Below are 19,862 nucleotides of genomic sequence, written 5' to 3' on the forward strand. Positions count from 1 at the left end.
GAGAAGCATCCCAAACGACGACGGAGGTCGACACCCCGAGGGGTGCCGACCTCCGTGCGCGGTGCTCGCGGGTGGGTCAGGCCTTCTTGGCCGTGCGCCGCGTCGCGGTCTTCTTCGCCGTGGTCTTCTTGGCGGTCGTCTTCTTCGCGGCGGTCGTCTTCTTCGCCGCCGTGGTCTTCTTGACCGCCGCCTTCTTCGCGGGTGCGACCTTCTTGGCGGTCGTCTTCTTCGCCGCCGTGGTCTTCTTGACCGCAGCCTTCTTGGCGGGTGCCGCCTTCTTCGTGGTGGTCTTCTTCGCCGCGGCCTTCTTGGCGGGAGCCGCCTTCTTGGCCGTGGTCTTCTTCGCGGTGGTGGTCTTCTTCGCCGCAGCCTTCTTGGCCGGGGCAGCCGACTTGGTGGCGGTACCCGCGGCAGCGCGGGCGCCGGCGACAGCAGCCTTCGGCAGCGAGCGCGGGTTCTTCACGACCTCCTTGAAGGCCGAGCCGGCGCGGAACTTCGGCACGGTGGTCTTCTTGATCTTCACCGTGGCGCCGGTGCGCGGGTTGCGGCCGGTGCGCGCGGCGCGGGCCGCCTGCTCGAAGGTGCCGAAGCCGGTGATCGCGACGCTGCCACCCTTGGCGACCTCGCGGATGATCACGTCGACGACGTTGGTGAGCGCGTCGCTGGCGGCCTTGCGGCTGCCGAGGCGGGCCTCGAGCTCCTTGATCAGTTCTGCCTTGTTCACGTCTTCCCCTCCAGAGGGTTGGGACGTCGGGCTCCCTTAGCCCGACTGGTGGAGGTCGAGCCGCTGCCCGACTTGGGACCGACGTTAGGGCGGTTGAGCACGCGAGTCCACCATGTCTGGGCCTCGAACCCTTGTGTCGCAACGGATTCAGGCGCCTCCGGCGGGTCAGGTATGCCGCCTGCGCACCTCCTGCGCGCCAGTCACCTCACGCGCCGGGTCGCCGCATTGGCAACGAAATCCGTTGCGGCACAGTGGTTTTCGCAAAGTGTGACCACTGATGCAGAAGACAAAGCCGCAGGTCAGGGGCTTGGCAGCCCTTGCGGACGACCCCCTCGGCGCTCCTGGCAGAAAGATTGCCGCAACACGCCGAATTTGCCCGCCACTCGGCGTGTTGCGGGCCGGGTGGGGGCTTTCGGAAGGGCTTTCGGCGGGTGGCCGACGACCCGGGTCAGGCAGGCACCGTGGTGGGCTTGTAGGCCGGCCGCTTGGCCTCGAACTCCGTGATGGCGTCCTCGTGGCGGAGCGTGAGGCTGATGTCGTCGAGGCCCTCGAGCAGCCGCCAGCGGGTGTAGTCGTCGACGTCGAACGACGCGACGATGTCGCCCGCGGTGACGGTGCGGGACACCAGGTCGACGGTCACCGAGGCGCCCGGGTTGTTCTCGAGGTACTTCCAGATCAGCTCGATGTCGTCCTGGGCGAGCTGGGCCGTGAGCAGCCCCTGCTTGCCGCTGTTGCCGCGGAAGATGTCGGCGAACCGTGACGACAGGACCACCCGAAAGCCGTAGTCCATCAACGCCCAGACCGCGTGCTCCCGCGACGAACCGGTCCCGAAGTCGGGCCCGGCCACGAGGACCGACCCCGCGGCATACTCGTCCTTGTTGAGGACGAACGTCTCGTCCTTGCGCCACGCGGCGAACAGGCCGTCCTCGAAGCCGGTGCGGGTCACCCGCTTGAGGTAGACGGCCGGGATGATCTGGTCGGTGTCGACGTTGCTGCGGCGCAGCGGGACACCGATGCCGGTGTGCGTCGTGAACTGCTGCATCAGCGGCTCCCCTCACTCGTGCCGACGAGCTCGTCGGACTGGTCGGCGGCGTCGAGGTCGGCTGGGCTCGACAACGTGCCACGCAACGCGGTGGCGGCGGCGACGAGGGGGCTGACGAGGTGGGTGCGCCCGCCCTTGCCCTGGCGTCCCTCGAAGTTGCGGTTGGACGTCGACGCGCTGCGCTCTCCCGGCGCGAGCTGGTCGGGGTTCATGCCGAGGCACATCGAGCAGCCGGGCAGGCGCCACTCCGCACCGGCGGCCGTGAAGACCTGGTCGAGCCCCTCCTGCTCGGCCTGGAGCCGCACCCGAGCCGAGCCGGGCACGACGAGCATCCGTACGCCGTCGGCGACCTTGCGGCCCTTGACGACCTCGGCGGCCGCCCGCAGGTCCTCGATGCGCCCGTTGGTGCACGAGCCGACGAAGACGGTGTCGACCTTGATCTCACGCAGCGGAGTGCCGGGCGTGAGGCCCATGTACTCCAACGCGTGCTGGGCGGCGGCCTTGGCGTTGTCGTCGCCGAGGGTCTCCGGGTCGGGCACCGACTCACCGAGCGGCAGGCCCTGCCCGGGGTTGGTGCCCCAGGTGACGAACGGCGTGAGGGTCGTGGCGTCGAGCACGACCTCCTCGTCGAAGACCGCGTCGTCGTCGCTCTTCAGCTGCGACCACTCGGCGACCGCGGCGTCCCAGTCGGCACCCTGCGGTGCGTGGTCGCGGCCCTGGAGGTAGTCGAAGGTGGTCTGGTCCGGCGCGATCATCCCCGCGCGGGCGCCGGCCTCGATCGACATGTTGCACACGGTCATCCGCGCCTCCATGGAGAGTGCGCGGATGGCGCTGCCGCGGTACTCCAGGACGTAGCCCTGGCCGCCGCCGGTGCCGATCTTGGCGATGACCGCCAGCACGATGTCCTTGGCGGTGACGCCCGGCTGGAGCTCGCCCTCGACGGTGATCGCCATCGTCCGGAACGGCTTGAGCGGCAGGGTCTGCGTCGCGAGGACGTGCTCGACCTCGGACGTGCCGATGCCGAACGCCAGCGCCCCGAACGCGCCGTGGGTCGAGGTGTGGGAGTCGCCGCAGACGACGGTCATGCCCGGCTGGGTCAGGCCCAGCTGCGGGCCGACGACGTGGACGATGCCCTGCTCGGCGTCACCCATGGGGTAGAGCCGGACGCCGAACTCCTCGCAGTTCCTGCGCAGGGTCTCGACCTGGGTCTTGCTGACGATGTCGGTGATGGGTCCGGGCGTCGTGGGGACGTTGTGGTCCTCGGTCGCGAGGGTGAGGTCGGGACGGCGCACCGGCCGGCCCGCGAGCCGCAGCCCGTCGAAGGCCTGCGGCGAGGTCACCTCGTGGATGAGGTGCAGGTCGATGTAGAGCAGGTCGGGCTCGCCCTCCGCCCGATGGACCACGTGGGACTCCCACAGCTTCTCGGCCAGCGTTCCAGCCACCGTCTGCACACTCCTTCGAACCGTCGCGTCGCGCCCCCGCAACCGGTGCGGCAGCGCGCCTTCGTCGAGGTTCGCACCTGGGACACGCCCGTGGATTTGCGTCTCAGGCAATGAGACGTCAATATCAGTGCATGGACAACACCAGTGGAGTCGGCGTTCTCGACAAGGCAGCCATCGTCCTCGGCGCCCTCGAGGCCGGGCCGTCGACCCTTGCCCAGCTGGTCACCGCGACCGGACTGGCCCGCCCCACCGCACACCGTCTGGCCGTCGCGCTCGAGCACCACCGGCTCGTGACGCGCGACCTCCAGGGCCGGTTCGTCCTCGGGCCGCGTCTCGCCGAGCTCGCCGCGGCCGCCGGAGAGGACCGCCTGCTGGCCGCCGCCGGCCCCGTCCTCGGCGCGCTGCGCGACCACACCAACGAAAGCGCCCAGCTCTTCCGCCGCCAGGGCGACCACCGCATCTGCGTGTCGGCCGCCGAGCGCCCGGTGGGGCTGCGCGACTCGATCCCGGTCGGCGCAACCCTGTCGATGCTCGCCGGCTCGGCCGCCCAGGTGCTGCTCGCCTGGGAGGAGCCCGACCGCCTCCACCGCGGCCTGCACGGCGCCAAGTTCACCGCGACCACGCTCTCCGGCGTCCGCCGCCGCGGCTGGGCGCAGAGCGTCGGCGAGCGCGAGGCCGGCGTCGCGTCGGTGTCGGCGCCGGTGCGCGGCCCGAGCGGTCGCGTCGTCGCCGCCGTCTCCATCTCCGGCCCGATCGAGCGGCTCTCGCGCCAGCCCGGTCGCCTGCACGCCGCGACCGTGATCGCCGGCGCCAACAAGCTCACCGAGGTGCTCGCCCGCCACCACGCGCAGCAGCAACAGCAGAACGACGCCTGAGGCGACCCGGCTCACCGAGCCGGCCACGCGGCATACCCCCGCCTTGAACTTTGGGTCAAAGTTCGCGTGCGCTTGGAACCTTCCGGGCGCTCGCAAACTTTGGGCCAAAGTTCGCGAGGGCACCGACCCGGGTATGCCGCGTGCACGGCAAAGCGCCCCCGTCCGGATCGGACGGGGGCGCTTTTCGCGTGGTAGCCCCGACGGGATTCGAACCCGCGCTACCGCCTTGAGAGGGCGGCGTGCTAGGCCGCTACACAACGGGGCCCTAGCTGGTCTGCCTGGTCCTCGCGCGAAGCCCGGGCAGCGGAGTGAACCATACCGGCAGTGGGTGGGTTTCTCCGAATCGGCGGTTCCTGCACAGCATTTCGCACGGGAGCCGACGATGGCTGGGGTACCAGGACTCGAACCTAGACTAACTGAACCAGAATCAGTCGTGCTGCCAATTACACCATACCCCAAGGGGGTATCACCCGCTGCGCGCCCGGAGGCCTTCAGCGGAGTGAACCGAGGAGCGATGCTACCGGTCGCCCCGGCGCGTTCCCAAATCGGCTGCCCCGGTCTGCTCGCCCGCACCGGCCAGCACCTCGTCGAGCGATGTCACCAGCCTCACGTCGTCGGGCACGGGCGCTCCGTCGGGCACCTCCCCCGAGCGCAGCAGCCAGTGCGAGACGAGCCCCGCGTCGCGGCTCCCCATGGCGTCCGCGGCCAGCTCGTCGCCGACGTATGCCGTGTGCTCGGGCCTGCTCCCCAGCTCACCGCAGGCGTGCCGGAACACCCGGGGATCAGGCTTGCCGATGCCGAGGTCGTCAGTGGTGACAACGACCTCGAACACCGACGCCAGGCCGCTCGCCTCGAGCTTGGCGCGCGTGTAGGTGCGCGATGAGTTGGTGAGGATACCGACCGGCAGCCCCGCGGCCCGCCACCGCTCGACGCCCGGCAGCACGTCGTCGAAGACGCGCAACGCCCCGGTGAACGCCGGCTCGTACGCCGCCTCGAACGACTCGTACCGCGCCGGGTCCCACTCCAGACCCAGCCAGCGCACGACCTCGCCCAGCCGCTCGCGACGCATGGTCACGAAGTCGACGTCGCCCGCGGCATACCGGCCGAACCACGCCTGCGGGTCGCGCCGGAAGCGCTCCCCCGCGGCGGCCGCTCGCTCGTGGTCGAGCTCCGGCCACGTCTGCCGGAACGCGGCAAGACCGCCGACCCGCATGGCGTCGGCGGTCGTGATGAGCGTGCCGTCGAGGTCGAGCAGGACGGCCGCCACGTCTGCCACGGGCGCTCAGCCGAGGTGGTCGCGCAGCCGCTGGAGGCGGTTCAGCGTCGCGGTCTTGCCGAGGATCTCCATCGACTCGAACAGCGGCGGGCTGACCCGCGCACCCGACACCGCCGTGCGCAACGGGCCGAACGCGAACTTCGGCTTGATGCCCATGCCTTCCACGATGGCCGAACGCAGCGCGGCCTCGATCGCCGCGGCCTGCCACGCCGACTCCGACCCGAGCACACCCGACCGCTCGTCGCTCACGTCACCGAGGGCGGAGATGGCCGCGTCGAGCACCGCCGGCGCGTCCTCCTTGAGCTGGCCCAGCGCGTCCTCGGCGTACTCGAACTCGTCGTCGCCGACGAAGAAGGGGCGCACCAGCGGCGCCGCCTCGGTGAGCAGCGCCATGCGGGTCTGGATGAGCTCAGTGACCTTGCGCAGCCGCGCCAGTTCGCCGAGCGAGGAGTTGCCGGAGAGCACGCCCTCGGCCTCGAGGTAGGGCAGCAGCCGCGACGCGAGCTCGTCGACCGACAGCTTGCGCACGTAGACGCCATTGAGCCACTCGAACTTCTTGAGGTCGAAGATCGGGCCGACCGGGTTGACCTTGCGCCAGTCGAAGTCCTTGCTGAACTCGTCGAACGTGAAGACCTCGACATCCTCGCCCTCGGCGCCTTGGGCCGGCGGATAGGCAAGCAGCGCAAGGAAGTTCACGAGCGCCTCGGGCAGGTAGCCCTGCTCGCGGAACCACGTCAGCCGGGCCGCGGGGTTCTTGCGCTTGGAGATCTTGGACTTGTCGGTGTTGCGCAGCAGCGGCATGTGCGCCCACTTCGGCGGCTCCAGCCCGAACCACTGGTAGAGCAGGATGTGCTTGGGGGTGCTGGAGATCCACTCCTCGCCGCGCACGACGTGGGTGATGCCCATCTCGTGGTCGTCGACGACGACGGCGAGGTGGTAGGTCGGGAACCCGTCGGCCTTGAGGATCACCTGGTCGTCGGGTCGCGGCGCCGACACGCGCCCGCGGATGAGGTCCTCGAAGGTCAGCTCCACGTCGTCGGGGATGAGCATCCGCACGACCGGCGTCTCGCTGAACCCGGGCAGCTCGGCCCGCTCCTCGCGCGTCTTGCCGTAGCAGAGCCGGTCGTACCCGGTGGGCTGCTTGGTCTTCTGCTGGATCTCGCGCATCTGCGCCAGCCGCTCCGGCGTGCACCAGCAGTGGTAGGCCTTGCCCTCAGCCAGCAGCCGCTCGACGTAGGGGCGGTAGGTGTCGAGCCGCTCGCTCTGCCGGTACGGCGCGTAGGGCCCGCCGATGTCCGGCCCCTCGTCCCAGTCGAGCCCGAGCCAGTGCAGCGTGTCGAAGACCTGCTGCTCGCTGTCCTCGCGGAACCGGGTGCGGTCGGTGTCCTCGATCCGCAGCACGAACTTGCCGTCCTGCTGGCGCGCGAACGCCAGGTTGAACAGCGACATGTACGCCGTGCCGACGTGCGGGTCGCCGGTCGGCGACGGCGCGACGCGCAGGCGCGGCGACGTGGAGGTGGGCGCGGGGGTGGCGGGCTGCTCGCTCATGATGCGCCGATTCTAGGGACCCCGAGCGATGGTGAGGTATGCCGCGTGGCCGGGCCACGCGGCATACCTCTCGTCAGCGTCGGACGAAGGTGTTGGTGAGGGTCCCGATGCCCTCGATCTCGACCTCGACCCGCTGGCCGGGGTCGACGAGGCCGACGCCCGCGGGGGTGCCGGTGAGGATGACGTCACCCGGCAGCAGCGTGAACGCCGAGCTGACGAACGACACGAGGGTCGGCACGTCGAAGATCATCTGCGACGTGCGGCCGTCCTGCACCGTCTCGCCCTCGAGCCGGGTGGTGATGCGCAGGTCGCTGACGTCGAGGTCGGTGTTGACCCACGGTCCGAGCGGCGTCGAGGTGTCGAATCCCTTTGCCCTGGACCACTGCCCGTCATCACGCTGCCAGTCACGGGCAGTCGCGTCGTTGGCGCAGGTGTAGCCGAAGACGACCTCGGGGACGCGCTCCTTGGGGACGTCCTTGGAGATGCGGCCGATGACGACGGCGAGCTCGCCCTCGTAGGAGATCTCGCGCGCACCGGCCGGCATCACGACGGGATCGCCCGGGCCGACGACGGCGGTGTTGGGGATGAGAAACATCATCGGGCTCGTGGGTGGCTCGCCGCCCATCTCCTTGGCGTGGTCGGCGTAGTTGCGACCGATGCCGATCACCTTGCTGCGCGGGATGACCGGCGCGAGCAGGCGCGCGTCCTCGAGCGGCACGCGCTGGCCGGTGAAGACGACGGGTTGGTAGAGCGGGTCGCCCTGGATCTCGGCGATGACCTCCTGCCCCGGGTCGCCCTCGACCACACCGAACGTCGGGTCGTCACCTGTCGTGTATCTCGCGATGCGCACGTCTCGACCATACCCACCCACGTCGAGTGCCTGAGAACTCCCCAGAGGTCGCTCTCAGGCACTCAACTCGAGCTCAGCGGCAGGTGAACTCGCGTCGGTAGCGCTGCGGGCTGGTGCCGACGACGCTCTGGAAGTGGGTGCGCAGCAACGACGCCGACCCGAACCCGCTGTGGGCTGCGACCTTCTCCACCGGCAGGTCGGTCTGCTCGAGCAGCTCACGCGCGCGCAGCACCCGCTGCTGGACGATCCACCGGTGCGGCGTCGTCCCGGTCTCGGCGACGAACCGCCGCGCGAACGTGCGCTCGGACATCATCGCCAGCCGGGCCAGGTCGGGCACGGTGTGCTGGGTGTCGAGGTTGTCGGCGATGTGCGCCAGGACCGGTTGCATGCTCTCGCACTCGGTCACGGGGATGGGCGTCTCGACGTACTGCCGCTGACCTCCGTCGCGCTGCGGTGGAACCACCATGCGGCGCGCAATCCTTGTGGCGACAGCGGATCCGAGCTCGCGGCGCACGAGGTGGAGGCACGCATCGATGCCCGCGGCGGTCCCGGCGCCGGTGATGATCGAGCCCTCGTCGATGAACAGGACGTCCATCGACACCCGGGTGCGCGGGAAGCGGCGGGTGAACTGCTCGGCATACCTCCAGTGCGTCACCGCGCACTTGCCGTCGAGCAGCCCGGTCTCGCCGAGGACGAACGCGCCCGTGCAGATCGACAGGATCGTCGCACCGCGGCGGTGTGCCTCGCGGATCACGTCGAGCAGCTCGGCGGGGTACTCGTCGCGGATGCCACCGGCCGGCATGACGACGAGATCGGCGTCGATGGCGTCCTGCCACTGGTGGCTCGGCACGTAGTGGCCGCCGCTGGTCGTCGGCACCGGCTCCCCCGCCACCTCGCCGCAGGTGATGAAGGTGAACGGCGGCACCCCGTCGTCGGTGCGGTCGAGCCCGAACACCTCACAGACGAGCGCCATCTCGAACATGGCCATGGGGTTGGCGACGAGCGCCGCGATGGTGGAGAGAGCCATGTCGGTCAGTATGCCGCGGATCTGGCAGAAAATCTGCCCCACGCGTCAGTTCTGCCACTCGTGGCGGGATCGCTGCGGGCGCAGCATTGTTGCCATGACCGCACTCATCCTCATCGCCCTCGTGACCGCCCTCGTCGTCTCGCTCGAGCGACACCACCGCCGCACCTGGGGACTGCCCCGCGCACCCCACGGCGCCGACTCCACCATCGCCTTCACCGACCTCGACCACGACTGGGACCGCGTCTGGCACGACGCGACCGCCCGCCGCTGACCGCCGCCCGCGCGCCCACCGTGGCGGGTTAGCCTCGGTGCCCGTGGAGACGTTGGCGCGCGAGGACTGGCAGACGCGGGAGGCGGCCCATGCGGCGCGCGCCGACCGGCTCACCGCCGCACACCGGGCTCGCCGGGCCGATGGCCGCGCCCACCCGGTCGAGGACTTCCTCTTCACCTACTACCGCTTCTCGCCGGGCCAGCTTCGTCGCTGGCACCCCGGCGCATCCATCCGGCTCGCAGACGCCGCAGGTATGCCGCGTGCAGACTGGCGCTTCTACCGCCAGGTGGGTGGGAACGTGGAGCTGGACCACGCGGCATACCTCGAAAAACGTGGTGGGACAGTCGAATTCGTGCGGGCGCTGCTGACTGCCACGGCTGGGCGGCCAGCCCAGCTGGGGTGCTTCGGGCTGCACGAGTGGGCGATGGTCTATCGACAACCAGCCGAGGAGGTGCGGCACGCGGGGTGGCCGCTGCGGCTGGGTTCAGAGGGGACCGACGCGGTCGTCGAGGGGCAGCGGATCCGGTGCACGCACTTCGACGCGTTCCGGTTCTACACGCCGGAAGCGAGACCGCTCAACGTCGTGCAGCCGACGCGCGAGCGGCAGGTCGAGCTCGAGCAGCCAGGGTGTTTGCACGCCGGGATGGACCTTTACAAGTGGGCGGCCAAGCTGTCACCGGCGCTCCCGAGCGAGCTGGTGCTCGACTGCTTCGAGCACGCGCGGGCGATCCGCGAGCTCGACATGCGCGCCGCGCCCTACGACCTGAGCGAGCTCGGCTACGAACCGGTGCCGATCGAGACCCCCGCCGGCCGGGCCGAGTATGCCGCCGCGCAACGCCAGTTCGCGGTCCGCGGCCAAGCGCTGAGGGCACGCCTCCTGACCGCCATCGACGCCCTCTCCCCGTCGCCAATCCCCGCACAAGGCACGTGAGCGACGCCCGGTCCGCGTGCCCGAAGCTCTGTGCACAGACCTTCGGGCACCTTCACCGTGACGGCCTCCGTGCGCAGGAGCCCGGGCCTGCGCGCAGGCCCGGGCTCCGGATGAGCGGTTGCGGTCAGCTCTTGTCGCCGGCCGCCTTGTCATTACCGGTGCCACCGTCGTCCTCGGCGAGGATGCGGTAGATCGCGCGGCGCGCCTCGGCCAACGCCTCGCGGGCTGCCTCGATCGACTCGGTGCGCCCGGTCATGCCGACCTGCTGGATCGCGCCGTGCAGGGCGTGTACCTCCTGGCGCAGCTCGCGGAACCCGCGCTGCGGCGTGGTTGCCGCCGCGAAGGCCTCGGAGAGCTCGTCGGCGTGCTCCGCGGCATACGCCCGTCCGTCGTCGGTCAGGGCGAACACCTTGCGGCGCGCGTCGTCGTCGGACTCGTCGGGGGCGATGAGCCCCTCCTCCTCCAGCGCGCGCAGCGCCGGGTAGATCGAACCCGGGCCGGGCTGCCAGGTGGCGTCCGAGCGCTCGGCGATGGCGGTGATGATGCCGTAGCCGTTCATCGGCTCCTCGGTCAGCAGGGCGAGGATCGCGCGCCGGACGTCGCCGCGCCGGCCACGCCGGGGGCCGCCGAAGCCGCCACCGCGGGGTCCGCCGAAGCCCGGTCCGAATCCCGGTCCGCCGGGGCCGAAGCCGCGGTCGCCACGAGGGCCACGTCCGCGGCCGTGGGGGCCGCCGCGACGAGGGTGCTTGCTGTTCCTGTGATTGATGTCCATGCGGTTCATGGGTGACTCCTTGAGGGTCTCGTTCGTGGGGTGCGGGGGCGTCGCCCTGGGCGGTTGGTCCGGCCTGGCGGCTCTCGCTCGCACTATCGACGATCTTCCGTCGATATATCGCTATCGTGCACCTATCGATATATCGATGTCAAGCCCAGGTATGCCGCCCACTCCCCTCCGCGCCCGCCCCACCGAACTTTGGGCCAAAGTTCGCGAGTGCTGGGAACGTTCCGCGCACAGGCGGACTTTGGGCCAAAGTTCGCGAGTGCTGGGAACGTTCCGCGCACAGGCGGACTTTGGGCCAAAATTCGCGACGGAGGCAGCAGCCGCCCAGAGGCGCACCCCCTCAACGGCGAGGTATGCCGCGGACGCACGCGGGCGGCATACGGGCGCCACTGATTGGGCACCCCACGCGGCCGGCGACCGGCGCACCGTAGGCTGACCGCCGTGTCGAAGGTTCTGACGTCCCTGCCTGTTGGTGAACGTGTCGGGATCGCCTTCTCCGGCGGTCTGGACACCTCGGTCGCGGTCGCGTGGATGCGCGAGAAGGGGGCGGTGCCGTGCACGTACACCGCCAACCTCGGGCAGTACGACGAGCCCGAGATCGACACCGTGCCCGACCGCGCCGGCCAGTACGGCGCCGAGCTCGCGCGCCTCGTCGACTGCCGCGCCGCGCTCGTCGAGGAGGGGCTGTCGGCGGTCGCGTGCGGCGCGTTCCACATCCGCAGCGGCGGCAAGACCTACTTCAACACCACTCCCCTGGGCCGCGCGGTCACCGGCACGCTGCTCGTGCGCGCGATGAAGGATGACGGCGTCGACATCTGGGGCGACGGATCCACCTTCAAGGGCAACGACATCGAGCGCTTCTACCGCTACGGCCTGCTCGCCAACCCGGCGCTGCGCATCTACAAGCCCTGGCTCGACGCCGAGTTCGTCAGCGAGCTCGGCGGCCGGCACGAGATGAGCGAGTGGCTCACAGCCCGCGACCTCCCCTACCGCGCCAGCGCCGAGAAGGCCTACTCGACCGACGCCAACATCTGGGGCGCGACGCACGAGGCGAAGACGCTCGAGTACCTCGACGAGTCGATGGAGATCGTCGAGCCGATCATGGGCGTGCGGTTCTGGGACGAGTCGGTGCAGATCGCGCCCGAGGACGTCACCGTGCGGTTCGTCCAGGGGCGACCAGTTGCCATCAACGGCAACGACTTCGGCGGTGACGCGGTCGCGCTGGTCGACGAGGCCAACAAGGTCGGTGGGCGCCACGGGCTCGGCATGAGCGACCAGATCGAGAACCGCATCATCGAGGCCAAGTCCCGCGGCATCTACGAGGCGCCCGGCCTCGCGCTGCTCCACATCACCTACGAGCGGCTGCTCAACGCGATCCACAACGAGGACACCATCGCCAACTACCACGCGGAGGGCCGGCGGCTGGGTCGCCTTCTCTACGAAGGCCGTTGGCTCGACCCGCAGTCGCTCATGCTGCGCGAGTCGCTCCAGCGCTGGGTCGCCTCCGCGGTCACCGGCGAGGTCACGCTGCGGCTGCGGCGCGGCGACGACTACTCGATCATCAGGACCGAGGGGCCGGCGTTCAGCTACCACCCCGAGAAGCTCTCGATGGAGCGCACCGAGGACGCGGCCTTCGGCCCCGTCGACCGGATCGGCCAGCTCACGATGCGCAACCTCGACATCGCGGACAGCCGGGCCAAGCTCGAGCAGTATGCCGCGTCGGGCCTGCTCGGCGTGCGTCACACCGAGCTCGTGGGTGACCTCGAACCCGGTGGTGCCAAAGCGATTTCGGCCAACCCGCTGGCCGCGAATGTCGACGACGAGGACGACGCCCTCGACCGCGCCGCCATGGAGTTCGGCACCGACTGACCCGCCCGGAGGGTCAGCGGACGGGGACTCCCGCCCGCACGAGGCCGTAGGTGACGCCGTCCACGAGCGCCTCCCAGGAGGCCTCGATGATGTTGCCGGCGACCCCGATCGTTTCCCACGACGTCGAGCCGTCCGAGGTCTCGATGAGCACCCGGGTGACGGCGTCGGTGCCGTGCGCGGCGTCGAGGATGCGCACGCGGAAGTCGATGAGCTCCAGCTTGTCGAGCTCCGGGTATGCCGGCGCGAGAGCTTGGCGCAGCGCGTGGTCAAGTGCGTTGACGGGGCCGTTGCCCTCGCCGGTAGCGACGACGCGCTGCCCACCCGCCCGCACCTTGACCGTCGCCTCCGACAACGCGTCTTCGGCGCCGCGAGCGTCGGTGATGACGCGCCACGACTCAACGTCGAAGAACGCCTGCGTCGTCCCCTCCACCTCGCGACGCAGCAGCAGGTCGAACGACGCATCCGCCGCGTCGAAGGTGTAGCCGCGCAGCTCGAGGTCCTTCACCTTGGCCAGCACCCGCGCGAGCAGCTCGGGGTCACCGGACAGGTCGTAGCCCAGCTCGCGACCCTTGAGCTCGATCGAAGCACGACCGGCCATGTCCGACACCAACATCCGCATGTCGTTGCCGACGAGCCCGGGGTCGGCGTGCTGGTAGAGATCGGGGTCGACCTTGATCGCCGACGCGTGCAGGCCGGCCTTGTGCGCGAACGCGCTGGCGCCGACGTACGGCTGGCGCGAGTAGGGCGGGACATTGGTGACCTCGGAGATCGAGTGGGCGATGCGGGTCGCCTCACGCAGGCGCTCGGTCTCCAGCAGCGGCAGCCCACGCTTGATCTGCAGGTTGCTGACGACCGTGAGCAGGTCGGCGTTGCCGGTGCGCTCGCCGTACCCGTTGATCGTGCCCTGCACGTGCGTCGCCCCGGCATCCACGGCCGCCATCGAGTTGGCAACCGCACACCCTGTGTCGTTGTGGCAGTGGATACCCACGCGCGCTGACGTCGCGGCCACGGCATCGGCCACCACGTCGGCCACCTGACCCGGCAGCATGCCGCCGTTGGTGTCACAGAGGGCCACCACCTCGGCGCCGGACTCCATTGCGGCAGAGACGACTTCGAGCGCATAGGCGCGGTCCGCGGCATACCCGTCGAAGAAGTGCTCGGCGTCGAGGAAGACGCGCCGCCCCTCCGCCGTCAGGAACGAGACCGTGTCGCGCACCATCTCCAGGTTCTCCTCGAGAGTAGTCCGCAGCGCGGACTCCACATGCCGCACATGGGATTTCGCGACGAGGGTGACCACGGGTGCCTGGCTGTCGACGAGGGCGCGGACCAGGGGGTCGTCGGCCGCGCGACCGCCGGCCCGCCTGGTCGCGCCGAATGCCGCGAGCGTCGCGTTGCGCAGCCGCAGCTCGGTGCGTGCCCGGGCGAAGAACTCGGTGTCCTTCGGGTTCGCGCCCGGCCAACCGCCCTCGATGAAGCCGACCCCGAGCTCGTCGAGGTGCGCCGCGATGGCGAGCTTGTCCGCGACCGAGAGGTTCAGCCCCTCCTGCTGCGCACCATCGCGCAGGGTCGTGTCGTAGACGTGCAGGTCGCTCATCGTGGGTCCTCGAGTCGATCGGTTTCGGCTACGTCCTGGTGTGATTGTCCCCTGTCGCGTCCGGGCCGGCGCGGGGTGTGTCCGACCGCGGCTTCGTCGACAAACGAAAAGACCCCCCGGGTGTGGGAGGTCTGCGCGACGAAGGGTCTTCGTCGCGCTAGTCGATAATCACCATGGCGGTGGCCACGTGCCAGGACGTCATGGGCACAGCGTGACACGAGCGGTCCACCTGCTGAACCCCGGGTCCGCATCGTGGTCAGGCTTCCGGATGCGTGCATCCACCCACGGGCCTACCGTGCCGAGCATGAGCACCGAGCCCACCCCGCAGAGCCAGACCAGCGTCTTTCGGCGCAAGCCGGTCGAGCAGATCGTCGAGGGGGTGGGTGAGCAGGGCGGCGGACTGAGCCGTCACCTCGGCCTGTGGCAGCTCACCGCGATCGGCGTGGGCGGCATCATCGGTGCGGGCATCTTCTCCCTCGCGGGTAGCGTCGCGAGCGGCGGCGAGGGCGGCAAGGGGGTCGGGCCAGCCGTCGTCTTCTCCTTCCTCGTGGCCGGAATCGCCTCTGCCGCAGCGGCTTTCAGCTATGCCGAGTTCGCGGGCATGATCCCCAAGGCGGGGTCGGCCTACACCTACGGGTATGCCGTGCTCGGCGAGCTCGTCGGGTGGTTCATCGGGTGGGACCTGCTGCTGGAGTACATCGCCATCGTCGCCGTCGTAGCCATCGGCATCTCGGGCTACTTCGGGTTCCTGCTCGAGCAGTTCGGCATCAACCTGCCCACGTGGATGCTGGGGGCGCCCGGCAGCGGCGAAGGCCACCGGATCGACCTCTTCGCCGCGCTGCTGTGCCTGCTCATCGCCTACCTGCTCACCCTCGGCATCAAGAACGCCGCCCGCGTCGAGACGTTCGTCGTGGCGATCAAGGTGGCCGTGGTGCTGCTCGTGATCGTCGTGGGCTTCTTCCACATCAAGACCGACAACTTCACGCCGTTCTCCCCGGCCGGCTTCGGCGGTGTCATGACGGGTGCGGCGACGGTCTTCTTCGCGGTCTTCGGCTACGACGCGATGTCCACCGCGGCCGAGGAGAGCAAGGACGCACAGCGCCACATGCCCAAGGCGATCCTCTACTCGCTCGCGATCTCGATGGTGCTCTACGTGCTGGCCTGCCTCACCCTCGTCGGCATCCAGAACTACACGAAGATCGACCCGGAGTCGGGCTTCTCCAGCGCATTCGCCAGCGTCGGCCTCGACAGCATCGGCACCATCATCGCCGTCGGCGCGATCGTCGGAATCCTGACCGTGATGTTCACCTTCATGCTCGGCGTGACCCGCGTGTGGTTCGCGATGAGCCGCGACGGGCTGCTGCCGCAGTGGTTCGCCAAGACCCACCCGACGCGACACGTGCCGACCCGCGTCACCTGGCTCGCCGGCATACTCTCGGCTCTCATCGCGGGGTTCATGCCCATCGCCGAGGCGGCGGAGCTCACCAACATCGGGATCCTCCTGGCCTTCGTGGTGGTGTGCGTCGCGGTGATCCGGTTGCGCTACACGCGGCCCGACCTGCCCCGCACGTTCAGGACGCCGGGTATGCCGTTCGTGCCGGCCATCGGCGTCATCTTCAGCCTGTGGCTGGTCACCTTCCTGGACTGGCTGACCTGGGTGCGGTTCGGCCTGTGGTTCCTGATTGGCCTGGCCGTCTACTTCGCCTACTCGCGCCGCCACAGCCTCCTGCACCCCCGCTGACCCACCCCGCCGCGCGGTCCTGCCGCCGGTTCTCCCCCGAACTTTGGGTCAAAGTTCGCGGCTGACGGGAAGGTTCCAGGCACTGGCCAACTTTGGGCCAAAGTTCAGTGGGCTGCTGACCGGGCCGCGGCTTGCCGGATCATCCTCGCCACGCGTTCCGGGTCCTTGAGGTCGGCCCAGGTCAGCCGCACCACCTCATACCCCGCAGCGCGGAGTCGGTCCTCACGCTGCTTCTCGGCGGCCAAGGCTTCCCGCCCGTCCGCGCCGCTGTACTTCACCAGTCCGTCGAACTCGACCACGACACGCTCGCCAACCAGGAAGTCCACCCGCCCGATGAGGCCCATGCTGTCTGCAAGGTTCACCTGGGTTCGGAAGGCGAGGCCCAGCCCCGACAACAGCATTCTGGTCAGGCTCTCTCCGGGAGACTCGCAGGACCGGTCGGCCATCCCGAAAACTGCCGCCACCCGGGCCCGCTGGCGTGGGCCCAGGCCCGCCCGGTCAGCGGCCGCCGTCAGCTCAGCATCGCTGACCAAGCCCCCATGCAGAGCGGCATCCACTGCGACGAGCCCGCCGGCCACCGACCTGGCTGCCACCTGGACGACCGCCAGTGCCGCCGACACGACCCTGATCCCACCCACCACCTGGCACGGTTCATCCTCTGGGAGCGGGTGCACTTCGAGCCCGGTGCTCCGGGCTCGACGCGTGACCCTGCCGCAGACGTCGACCGAGGTGGTGTCGACCCCGTGAAGGGGCAGGCCATGGACAGCGAGCCCGGCGTGGTGCGAGGCCCAGCTCCGGACCGGACGAGCCAGGACTGCCGCTCGAACAGTCAGGAGATAGCGCAGATCCGCGGTGGCGCACTCAAGCGCCTGTGGCAGCGCATAGCCCCCATGGCACAGACGCACCAGATGGCCTTTCCTGGCCAGCCGATGAAGGTCCTGGTTGCTCAGCCCGAACTGGTGCGCCTGTGTCGAGCTGAACACACCGCACTGCGCGCTGGCGAGCAGAATCAAAGCCACGTCGAGAACCACCATGGCCCGAGCGTGACCGGAGCGCGGGCTCCCGCGGAAGCACGCGGCATACCGGCTGTGGACAACTCACTCGGGCGAACTCGCCTGTGGACGACGCCACCCGCGAACTTTGGCCCAAAGTCACCTCAGGCTCGGAACGTTCCGAGCACTGGCGAATTTTGGCCCAAAGTTCGCCAGCCACCGGCCAACATCAGCGCTCAGGCCGGACGAGCGCGTCAGACGAGGCGGGTGAGCCAGCCGCGGGTGTCGTCGGCGCGGCCGTACTGGAGGTCGAGCAGCCGCTGGCGGATCGCCCGCGTCACCTCGCCGCCGCCCTCACCGGCGGTCGACGGCGCGGACCCACCGGCCCACACGAGCTCGCCGACCGGCGTGATCACCGCGGCCGTCCCGCACGCGAAGACCTCGCGCACCTCACCCGACGACACCCCGTCGATCCACTCGGCCACCGGGATCGCGCGCTCCTCCGGCGTCAGCCCGAAGTCCTTGGCCAGCTCGAGCACCGAGTCGCGCGTGACGCCCTCGAGGATCGAGCCGGTCAGTGCGGGCGTCACCAGCTTGTCGTCGCGCGTGACGAAGAACAGGTTCATGCCGCCGAGCTCCTCGATGTTGGTCTCGGTCTCGGCGTCGAGGAAGACGGCCTGGTCGCAGCCCTGCTCGATGCCCTCGAGCTGCCCGGCGAGCGACGACGCGTAGTTGCCGCCGCACTTGGCCGCACCGGTCCCGTGGCGACCCGCGCGCGACACGTCCTTGCTGAGCCACAGCCGGATCGGCTTGAGCCCACCGGTGAAGTACGCCCCCGCGGGCGACGCGATGACCGAGTAGGTCACCTCCGCCGCGGGCCGCACCCCGAGGAAGGCCTCGGACGCGTACATGAACGGTCGCAGGTAGAGGCTCTTCTCGCTGCCGTCGTAGGGCGGCACCCAGGCGTGGTCGACCTCGAGCAGCGCGCGCAGCGACCCGAGGAAGTCCTCCTCGGGCAGCTCGGGCAGCGTCATCCGACGGGCCGAGCGCGCCATCCGCGCGGCGTTCGCCTCGGGGCGGAACGTCCAGATCGACCCGTCCTCGTGCCGATACGCCTTCATGCCCTCGAAGATCTCCTGGGCATAGTGCAGCACCGCCGCCGACGGCATCAGCGTGATGGGCCCGTATGCCGTGACCTTGCCCTCGGTCCACCCCTCACCTTTGCGCCACGTCGCCGTGACCATGTGGTCGGTGAAGTGGGTGCCGAAGCCCGGGTTGGCCAGTACCGCCTCGCGCTCCGCGTCCGGCCGCACGTCGGCGCGGCGGTCGACCTCGAAGGTCAGCGGGGCGGTGGTCTGGCTCATGGATCCTCCTGGCAGTGGAGCACGCGACGGTGCGAGTTCTCCTGCCGAGGTTACCTGCCCGACCAGGCGCGTCGGGCAGGAGTGGCGAGCGCCGCCGGGGATTAGAGCCGGCTCGCGATCGCGTCACCGATCGCGGCCGTGGTGCGTACCGCGTCGCCGCGCTCTGCGAGGTCGGCGGCGACGGCCGCCTCGACCCGCGCGGCATCCTCGTCGCGCCCCAGGTGGGCGAGCAGCATGGCGACTGACAGGACGGTGGCGGTGGGGTCGGCCTTGCCCTGGCCGGCGATGTCGGGCGCGGAACCGTGCACGGGCTCGAACATGCTCGGGGTCGTGCGGGCGGGGTTGATGTTGCCGCTGGCCGCGAGCCCGATACCGCCGGCGATGGCGGCGGCGATGTCGGTGATGATGTCGCCGAAGAGGTTGTCGGTGACGATGACGTCGAAGCGTCCCGGGTCGGTGGCGAGGAAGATCGTGGCCGCGTCGACGTGCTGGTACGCCGTCTCGACGTCCGGGAACTCCTGGCCCACCTCCTCGACGGTACGCCGCCAGAGGTGGCCGGCGTGCGTGAGGACGTTGTGCTTGTGCACGAGGGTGAGGTGCTTGCTTGGCCGCGCCTGTGCGCGCTCGAAGGCGTCGCGCACGACGCGCTCGACACCGAACCGGGTGTTGACGCTGACCTCGGTGGCGATCTCGTTCGGGGTGCCGGTGCGCAGCGAGCCGCCGTTGCCGACATAGGGACCCTCGGTGCCCTCACGGACGACGACGAAGTCGATGCCGTCGGGGGCCACGCGGTCGACGGCCAGCGGGCTGGCGACACCCGGAAAGAGCTTGGCCGGGCGCAGGTTGACGTAGTGGTCGAGCGCGAACCGCAGCGGCAGCAGGACCCCGCGCTCGAGGACGCCGCTCGGCACCGTCGGGTCGCCGATGGCGCCGAGCAGGATGACGTCCTGGTCGCGCAGCTCCGACAGGACCGAGTCGGGCAGGGTCTCGCCGGTGGCGTGCCAGCGCTTGGCGCCGAGGTCGTACTCGGTGGTGTTGACCTTCGGGCCGCTGCCGGCCGTCGCCGCCTCGAGCACCTTCAGACCCTCAGCGACGACCTCCGGACCGATGCCGTCGCCGCCGATGACGGCGAGGTTGACGGTGTCCGCGGTCTGCGCCGCGGTGGTCTCGGGTGCGGTCGTGGCGGGGTCTGCGGTCATGGTTTCAGCCTAGGGACAGTCTTGCGATCTGGGACCGATGTCTCGAATGACGAACGGCCCCGGCGATGACTCGCCTGGGGCCGTTCGTCGTGGCGACCATGGTGGCGGTCGCCGGGTCGGTGCACTCAGTCGTCGGAGTGACCCTGCTCGCGCAGGTCCATCGACTCCTGCAGTGCCTGACGTGCCTTCTTGGCCTCTTCGCTCATGTCTTCTCAGTCCTTCGTGGATCTCCCTGTGTCACAACAGGGTTCGAGTTCGATTGGGTTCCTCAGGGCCACACCCAGAGACCATGCTGTGGATCTGGGGGCCACTGTCAGCCACGCAACGCGGGATCTCCGC

General features: G+C 69.9%; 17 protein-coding genes and 2 tRNA genes. 5 read left to right on the plus strand and 14 right to left on the minus strand.

All coding sequences use genetic code 11. From position 1 onward, the window contains the following. Nucleotides 1-76 precede the first annotated feature (76 nt). From HJG52_RS06505 to leuC, 3 genes are all read right to left on the minus strand, one after another. Nucleotides 77-724: an HU family DNA-binding protein gene (locus HJG52_RS06505; protein ID WP_171242651.1), complete on the minus strand. Its 648-nt coding sequence runs from the start codon at nt 722-724 to the stop codon at nt 77-79. Nucleotides 725-1,172: 448 nt separating this feature from the next. After that, nucleotides 1,173-1,766 (minus strand): 3-isopropylmalate dehydratase small subunit, encoded by a 594-nt coding sequence (gene leuD, locus HJG52_RS06510; protein ID WP_171242652.1) that lies wholly within the window; start codon nt 1,764-1,766, stop codon nt 1,173-1,175. Beyond that, entirely contained in the window at nt 1,766-3,208 is a 1,443-nt protein-coding gene (gene leuC, locus HJG52_RS06515; RefSeq protein WP_171242653.1) for a 3-isopropylmalate dehydratase large subunit, read from the minus strand. The genes leuD and leuC overlap by 1 nt, the downstream gene beginning before the upstream one ends. 131 nt (nt 3,209-3,339) lie before the next feature. Between leuC and HJG52_RS06520 the strand changes: the two genes are divergently transcribed. After that, on the plus strand, nt 3,340-4,083 hold the full coding sequence (locus HJG52_RS06520; protein WP_171242654.1) for an IclR family transcriptional regulator: 744 nt from the start codon (nt 3,340-3,342) through the stop codon (nt 4,081-4,083). A gap of 189 nt (nt 4,084-4,272) precedes the next feature. On the opposite strand, the gene HJG52_RS06525 is transcribed toward HJG52_RS06520, so the two are convergent. The 6 genes from HJG52_RS06525 to HJG52_RS06550 form a co-directional block, all read right to left on the minus strand. Next, nucleotides 4,273-4,348, minus strand: a tRNA-Glu gene (locus HJG52_RS06525). Nucleotides 4,349-4,466: 118 nt separating this feature from the next. Next, a tRNA-Gln gene (locus HJG52_RS06530) sits at nt 4,467-4,541 on the minus strand. Between the two features lie 59 nt (nt 4,542-4,600). Next, complete coding sequence (locus HJG52_RS06535) at nt 4,601-5,359, minus strand: HAD-IA family hydrolase (RefSeq protein WP_171242655.1); 759 nt, start codon at nt 5,357-5,359, stop codon at nt 4,601-4,603. Between the two features lie 6 nt (nt 5,360-5,365). Further along, nucleotides 5,366-6,907: a glutamate--tRNA ligase gene (gene gltX / locus HJG52_RS06540; RefSeq protein WP_171242656.1), complete on the minus strand. Its 1,542-nt coding sequence runs from the start codon at nt 6,905-6,907 to the stop codon at nt 5,366-5,368. A 73-nt stretch (nt 6,908-6,980) separates the two neighbouring features. Next, nucleotides 6,981-7,757 carry a fumarylacetoacetate hydrolase family protein gene (locus HJG52_RS06545; RefSeq protein ID WP_171242657.1) on the minus strand — a complete coding sequence of 259 codons (777 nt, stop codon included), beginning with the start codon at nt 7,755-7,757 and terminating at the stop codon, nt 6,981-6,983. Nucleotides 7,758-7,830: 73 nt separating this feature from the next. Continuing rightward, on the minus strand, nt 7,831-8,784 hold the full coding sequence (locus tag HJG52_RS06550; RefSeq protein ID WP_171242658.1) for a GlxA family transcriptional regulator: 954 nt from the start codon (nt 8,782-8,784) through the stop codon (nt 7,831-7,833). Nucleotides 8,785-8,878: 94 nt separating this feature from the next. Between HJG52_RS06550 and HJG52_RS06555 the strand changes: the two genes are divergently transcribed. Further along, nucleotides 8,879-9,055 (plus strand): hypothetical protein, encoded by a 177-nt coding sequence (locus tag HJG52_RS06555; protein WP_171242659.1) that lies wholly within the window; start codon nt 8,879-8,881, stop codon nt 9,053-9,055. A 43-nt stretch (nt 9,056-9,098) separates the two neighbouring features. Further along, nucleotides 9,099-9,986, plus strand: coding sequence for a 3-methyladenine DNA glycosylase (locus HJG52_RS06560; protein WP_171242660.1), 888 nt, complete (start codon nt 9,099-9,101; stop codon nt 9,984-9,986). Nucleotides 9,987-10,110: 124 nt separating this feature from the next. On the opposite strand, the gene HJG52_RS06565 is transcribed toward HJG52_RS06560, so the two are convergent. Next, a complete protein-coding gene (locus tag HJG52_RS06565) occupies nt 10,111-10,767 on the minus strand; it encodes a PadR family transcriptional regulator (RefSeq protein WP_171242661.1) in 657 nt (218 codons plus the stop codon). Between the two features lie 438 nt (nt 10,768-11,205). Between HJG52_RS06565 and argG the strand changes: the two genes are divergently transcribed. After that, the gene (argG, locus tag HJG52_RS06570; RefSeq protein WP_171242662.1) at nt 11,206-12,633 is read left to right on the plus strand and encodes an argininosuccinate synthase; all 1,428 of its coding nucleotides are present in this window, start codon (nt 11,206-11,208) and stop codon (nt 12,631-12,633) included. A gap of 13 nt (nt 12,634-12,646) precedes the next feature. Here argG and cimA read toward each other — a convergent pair whose 3' ends face one another. Beyond that, nucleotides 12,647-14,227 carry a citramalate synthase gene (gene cimA, locus HJG52_RS06575; protein WP_171242663.1) on the minus strand — a complete coding sequence of 527 codons (1,581 nt, stop codon included), beginning with the start codon at nt 14,225-14,227 and terminating at the stop codon, nt 12,647-12,649. A gap of 304 nt (nt 14,228-14,531) precedes the next feature. Between cimA and HJG52_RS06580 the strand changes: the two genes are divergently transcribed. After that, nucleotides 14,532-15,968: an amino acid permease gene (locus HJG52_RS06580; RefSeq protein WP_171242664.1), complete on the plus strand. Its 1,437-nt coding sequence runs from the start codon at nt 14,532-14,534 to the stop codon at nt 15,966-15,968. 104 nt (nt 15,969-16,072) lie between these two features. Here HJG52_RS06580 and HJG52_RS06585 read toward each other — a convergent pair whose 3' ends face one another. From HJG52_RS06585 to HJG52_RS06595, 3 genes are all read right to left on the minus strand, one after another. After that, complete coding sequence (locus tag HJG52_RS06585; protein ID WP_171242665.1) at nt 16,073-17,002, minus strand: type IV toxin-antitoxin system AbiEi family antitoxin domain-containing protein; 930 nt, start codon at nt 17,000-17,002, stop codon at nt 16,073-16,075. A 212-nt stretch (nt 17,003-17,214) separates the two neighbouring features. Next, on the minus strand, nt 17,215-18,324 hold the full coding sequence (locus tag HJG52_RS06590) for a branched-chain amino acid aminotransferase (RefSeq protein WP_171242666.1): 1,110 nt from the start codon (nt 18,322-18,324) through the stop codon (nt 17,215-17,217). Between the two features lie 101 nt (nt 18,325-18,425). Next, complete coding sequence (locus tag HJG52_RS06595) at nt 18,426-19,523, minus strand: 3-isopropylmalate dehydrogenase (RefSeq protein ID WP_171242667.1); 1,098 nt, start codon at nt 19,521-19,523, stop codon at nt 18,426-18,428. Nucleotides 19,524-19,862 lie beyond the last annotated feature (339 nt).

This window comes from Knoellia koreensis (assembly GCF_013041615.1).
Lineage (GTDB): Bacteria > Actinomycetota > Actinomycetes > Actinomycetales > Dermatophilaceae > Pedococcus > Pedococcus koreensis.

Excerpts from the sequence above, each read along its gene's own strand:
- HJG52_RS06595 (WP_171242667.1), bottom strand. The coding sequence starts at position 19,523 with ATGACCGCAGACCCCGCCACGACCGCACCCGAGACCACCGCGGCGCAG.
- HJG52_RS06585 (WP_171242665.1), bottom strand. The coding sequence starts at position 17,002 with ATGGTGGTTCTCGACGTGGCTTTGATTCTGCTCGCCAGCGCGCAGTGC.
- leuD (WP_171242652.1), bottom strand. The coding sequence starts at position 1,766 with ATGCAGCAGTTCACGACGCACACCGGCATCGGTGTCCCGCTGCGCCGC.
- HJG52_RS06555 (WP_171242659.1), top strand. The coding sequence starts at position 8,879 with ATGACCGCACTCATCCTCATCGCCCTCGTGACCGCCCTCGTCGTCTCG.
- HJG52_RS06520 (WP_171242654.1), top strand. The coding sequence starts at position 3,340 with ATGGACAACACCAGTGGAGTCGGCGTTCTCGACAAGGCAGCCATCGTC.
- gltX (WP_171242656.1), bottom strand. The coding sequence starts at position 6,907 with ATGAGCGAGCAGCCCGCCACCCCCGCGCCCACCTCCACGTCGCCGCGC.
- HJG52_RS06565 (WP_171242661.1), bottom strand. The coding sequence starts at position 10,767 with ATGAACCGCATGGACATCAATCACAGGAACAGCAAGCACCCTCGTCGC.
- HJG52_RS06590 (WP_171242666.1), bottom strand. The coding sequence starts at position 18,324 with ATGAGCCAGACCACCGCCCCGCTGACCTTCGAGGTCGACCGCCGCGCC.
- cimA (WP_171242663.1), bottom strand. The coding sequence starts at position 14,227 with ATGAGCGACCTGCACGTCTACGACACGACCCTGCGCGATGGTGCGCAG.
- HJG52_RS06580 (WP_171242664.1), top strand. The coding sequence starts at position 14,532 with ATGAGCACCGAGCCCACCCCGCAGAGCCAGACCAGCGTCTTTCGGCGC.
- HJG52_RS06550 (WP_171242658.1), bottom strand. The coding sequence starts at position 8,784 with ATGGCTCTCTCCACCATCGCGGCGCTCGTCGCCAACCCCATGGCCATG.